Raw genomic sequence first — 4599 nt, 5'->3', positions numbered from 1 at the left:
GTGCAGAACACGGCGAATTGCCCATCGCGTTGGAGCCTGACCGTATCGACGACCGCGAAGTACTTGCCCTTGAGCCAGAAGATATGCCGCGTCCAGTCGCCGCCGGAGTAATCCGGCAGCCGCGTCGCCGTCATCCCGACGTGCCCGAAGTCGGCCACCGCCACCGCCTCGCACGCCGCCGGCTGCGGCTCTGCGTTCGTCCCGTCGCTGACATACACGGCATTGCGATAGAAGTTGCCCTGGCGGTCCGTGTTTGCGATAAGCCACACGTGGCCGTTGTCCGTGTAGCGGATGATCGAGTTCGCATCCCTGGGCGGGACGTTATCCGCCTCCAGCCCCTGCAGCCCTTGCAGCACCAGGTACTGCGCCGCCGGGTCGAACCGATTACGGAAACACAGCTTTTCGAACGTCCGCTCGTACGGCGCGGTCGTGTACCATTTCCCGCGCTCCCGTGCGGACCGGCGGTCGTGGCTCAAGCGGTCGTAACGATACCGCCCGAGTGGCACTGTCAGCACGCCCAACCATTCGTCCGGCCTGCGCTCGCGAACCGCGCCCGGCCCGGCGGCGAAGGCGCGCGCGCCGTACGCCGACAGCAGGCCCCACGTGCCGACCCCCGTGCCCTGGAAATGCCGCAGCAGCCATCGCGCCCGCCCGTCGCGGTTCAGGCACTGCGCCATCGCCAGCGGGTATCCGAGCATGATGCCCGCCTTCACCGCTCCCGGCCGCGCCTCCTCATAGGTCCCCGTCCCGCAGTAGTAGCCGAGGTTGTCCGTTGCCGCCAGCGCCCGCCGCACCGCAAGCTCAAGCGGCGCCCGCTCACCACCTCCTTCCCCTCGCAGGGGGAGGGATGAGGTGCGGGTCACAGGCCCTCGCCGTGCGCCAAGCCCCGCGTCTGCGCCACCCGGCCGCATCCCAAAGTACTCCGCCACGCCCTCCTCCAGCGCGTAGTTCGCCACCGGCTGGAATGAGTGGTAGCTCGGCATCCCCTCGATATCATCGTGGAACGTCGTCACCGCGTTGTCGAAGTACGCCCGGCATTCGCGCTGCCACCGCTCCAGCAATTCCCGCGCGGCGGCATTGGGCGCTCCCCGTCGCAGCAGCAATCGCACCGCCGCCAGAAACGCGCTCGTCCCCATCGTCTGATGCCGGCTGCCGATGCCGCTGCCGTCCGTCGCCCGCCAGTACTCGTCCTGCGACGCGATCAGCGTGCGCAGAAACCCTTCGTCTATCTCGCCGACTTCCTGCGGACTGAACACCCCGCTGTCGCACAACATCCCCCACGCGCGCACGAGCGGCTCAAGCGTGTAGTCACCCACCATGAAACGCCGCTCGGAGTTCTCCAGCATCCCGAGGAATCCGACCCGCGCCCCGACCGCGCACCGCCGCGCCCCGGTCAGCGCGTATTGCCACGCCTGCTTCGTCGCGAGGTCGAACGGATCGCGGCCGGCGAACTCCGCCTCGTCCGCCGGCGCGTCGCGCGGCCCGATGAACGCCAGCGCCTCCTTCGCTTCCGCATCCAGTTCGATGTCGCAGAGATACGGGACGCACGGGCCTTCCCCAGCGCCGGCCAACTCGATGAATCGTTCCACCGCCGTCCGCGCCGCCCACGACGAGCTGCTGCCAAGCACGATCGCGTTGGCGCCCGTGCCGAAGGGATTCACGACGGTGCGGACCACGTGGCCGCTGCGACCGGGATGGTAGTCGTCGGTGAAATCCATGAACCCCGCGTACAGCGGCAGCATGGCGCGGTTGGTGTTGATGTCGCCGATGAGGAGGAGCGTGCGCCCGCGAAGCTCCGGCCTGATGCGCAGCCCGGTTTCGTCGAGCGCCTTGGACGCGGGGATCATCTCGGGCCGCAGCCCTCGCGCAGTCAGCCAGGCGAAGAGACCTGCGGCCGACGCCCGCCGGGACTCGTCCATTGGGAAAACGATGACGCAATCCGTGAGGTCGGTCTCGCGCGAGTCAACTCGCAGTCCCATGCGCGGCGCTTGCGTTGCCGCCGATAATGGAACGCTCGCGATGACGCTGAGCGCGAGCGCGCAGAGCCCGAGGCGCAGAACGCCCGTTTTCTGCACGCGACTTCGCTGCCTCACCGGAACTGCGACTCGGGCCACTGGAGTTGCCTCCCGGGCCGAGTTCTCCGATGGGGACGCACAGACCTTCGCTTCCCCGTGTGGGGCGGGGCTTCCGTGGCATGGCTTGGCCGCGCCGCAAACCGCGCGATGTAGAGCGGGATTGCCTGCGCTGAGCGAGGTCGAAGTGCCCAAGCCCGCCCTCCAACCACACCATCGGTAACGCAGGTTCTCAACCTGCGTGCACTTGCCTCGAGGCGTGAATAGGGAAGATCAGGCGCCTGCCAAAGCCGCCCTGCTGGATTCACCGCCAGGACGGCGCGGACGCAGTCGGATACACCCGACAGGTCAGCTTCGTGAAGTCACTCGTGCTCTCGTCGGCCGGCTTTCCAGTTTAGCCCCCGGACGTCGTCAAGCACCCGGACGACAAAGCGCCCGCCACGACGCCGCGCTCTAGCACAGCCGCGAGATGGGTGGGACATCCTCTTCCGCCAACCGTTTCCACACCGTCTCGACCCCGAACCGTCGCTTGCGCTCAACCGGGCCGGTAAGGCTACACACGGCGACGATCTCCTCGCCAAGCGACTCCATGAGATCCATGCGCGACGCGCTGCCGCCAATATGCATCCACCGCGGGCGGCCCGAGGAGCTAGCACCGACGCGGATATACAGACTCGCGACGACGTCTCTCCCTGGGCCGCCGGGTGGGTAGAACCACGCCAGCGCATCAATGTTAGCGCGTTTCACGTGTGTCCTACGCCGCCGCCAGCTCCAGAAGTCGAAGCCGTCCCCCGAGAGCTGCACCGCCGGGAAGAGCGCGGTGCCCCATAGGTAGCAGGTCAGGAGAAGCCACAAGGGCGCTGCGCCGAGGGGCACCAAGAGCACAGGGTCGCGCGGGTTGGCCTCGCTGAACGGCACGCCAAAGGCAAGGAGACGGATAATCCCATAGCACACCCACAGCAGCATTATCGCGAAACCGGTCGCTATAGGGATAGGGATAGCCACGAGCACGGCCCCCGGGTACAGCCGCACCCGCTCGCCGTCCTGCAGCCTTCGCCGCCACTCAGAAGCATCCATCGAGTTACACCGCCCAGCTATTACGCTACCGGCGATGTCCTGCCTCCGCGACGCTGACCAGTTCCTCACCTCGCGGCTTTGACGCGCGTGCTCTCCCCTTTCTTCGCGCGCGTCTCGTCGGACTGCCGCACACACATCCCTTCGTCACCGGCGCCGAGGAAGTACACGCATTCCGTCGCGGGCGTGGGTCGGTAGTACCGGCACGTCGGGCGATCCGCGAGCCTGCCGCCGCACTCCGCGCGTCCATGCCGCGTCACGCGGTAGTCGCGCCGCGTCAGCTTGCCGTACGCCAACAGTCCGCCCGCCGCGACGAGAATGACGACGCCGGACGCGACGACGAGAGCGATCGGGGTGGTGAAGGGTGAGGGCGCCGGTTGGTAACCTTCGGCTTCGGCCTTGCGCGTGTTGACGCCGCCCTGATAGTGCGCCGGCAGCACGTTCATGAACGCCTGCGGCCCCTTGATTGCCACCGGCAGCATCAGGCCCATGAACACGACGTAGATCGTCAGGAAGACGAGGAACTCGTATTTCTTGCGCTCTTCCATGGCCGCAGGCGCCTCGTTGCGGCAGACTCTCAGGTCAGCGATATTCTACCACACGCGGCGCTGATTGAGAGGCCGTGCTTGTCACCTCAAAGCGGGCGCTGAGCACCGCTTCACCGCGCCCGGCTCGCTCGCTTTTGCCCCGCTCGTTTTCCTTGTGCTATAATCGCCAGGTCTTCCCGGCACACCGCTGAGGCGATTCCAAGGAGATGCTCATGCACAAGCTCGCTGTCATCCCCGGCGACGGTATCGGCCCCGAGGTCGCCGCCGAGGGCCTCAAGGTCCTCCAGGCCGCCGCGTCCGTCACCGGTATGAAATACGAGACCGTCACCTACGACTTCGGCGGCGACCGATACCTGCGCACCGGCGAGGTGCTCCCGCCCGGCGCGCTCGACGAGCTGCGCGGCTTCGACGCGATCTATCTCGGCGCGGTCGGCCACCCCGACGTCCCGCCCGGCGTCCTGGAGCAAGGGTTGCTGCTGGCGCTTCGCTTCGGCCTCGATCAATACATCAACCTCCGTCCGATCAAGCTCTACGAAGGCGTGTGGACGCCGATCAAGGACAAGGGCCCGCAGGACATTGACTTCATCGTCGTGCGCGAGAACACGGAATGCCTCTACGTCGGCGCCGGAGGTTTCGTGCACAAGCGCACGCCGGACGAGGTCGCGGTGCAGGAGATGGTCTATACGCGCAAGGGCACGGAACGGGTCATCCGCTTCGCCTACGAGCTGACGCGCAAGCGGAACCGTAGGAAGAAGCTCACGCTCTGCGACAAGGCCAATGTCCTGACCTACGGCCACGATCTGTGGCAGCGCACGTTCAAGGAAGTCGGCGCGGACTACCCCGACATCGAGCAGGACCACGCCTATGTTGACGCGACGACGATGTGGATGGTCAAGAACCCGGAG

Annotated in this window: 4 protein-coding genes; 1 reads left to right on the top strand and 3 read right to left on the bottom strand. The window is 66.8% G+C overall.

Annotated elements, in window-relative coordinates:
* The 3 genes from JSV65_00475 to JSV65_00465 all read right to left on the bottom strand — a co-directional run.
* On the bottom strand, window positions 1-1979 hold a 1979-nt coding region (locus tag JSV65_00475; GenBank protein ID UCH34864.1), incomplete at its 3' end, for a hypothetical protein.
* A 546-nt stretch (window positions 1980-2525) separates the two neighbouring features.
* Entirely contained in the window at window positions 2526-3149 is a 624-nt protein-coding gene (locus JSV65_00470; GenBank protein ID UCH34863.1) for a hypothetical protein, read from the bottom strand.
* A gap of 65 nt (window positions 3150-3214) precedes the next feature.
* Window positions 3215-3694, bottom strand: coding sequence for a hypothetical protein (locus JSV65_00465; GenBank protein UCH34862.1), 480 nt, complete (start codon window positions 3692-3694; stop codon window positions 3215-3217).
* Between the two features lie 212 nt (window positions 3695-3906).
* On the opposite strand from JSV65_00465, the gene JSV65_00460 reads away from it, so the two are divergent.
* A partial coding sequence (locus JSV65_00460) for a 3-isopropylmalate dehydrogenase (GenBank protein ID UCH34861.1) occupies window positions 3907-4599 on the top strand: 693 nt, incomplete at its 3' end.

Source organism: Armatimonadota bacterium, assembly GCA_020354555.1.
Taxonomy (GTDB): Bacteria; Armatimonadota; Hebobacteria.
The sequence above is the reverse complement of the archived record's forward strand: the minus strand, read 5'-3'. Positions and strand labels throughout refer to the sequence as shown.

Excerpts from the sequence above, each read along its gene's own strand:
- JSV65_00470 (UCH34863.1), bottom strand. The coding sequence starts at position 3,149 with ATGGATGCTTCTGAGTGGCGGCGAAGGCTGCAGGACGGCGAGCGGGTG.
- JSV65_00465 (UCH34862.1), bottom strand. The coding sequence starts at position 3,694 with ATGGAAGAGCGCAAGAAATACGAGTTCCTCGTCTTCCTGACGATCTAC.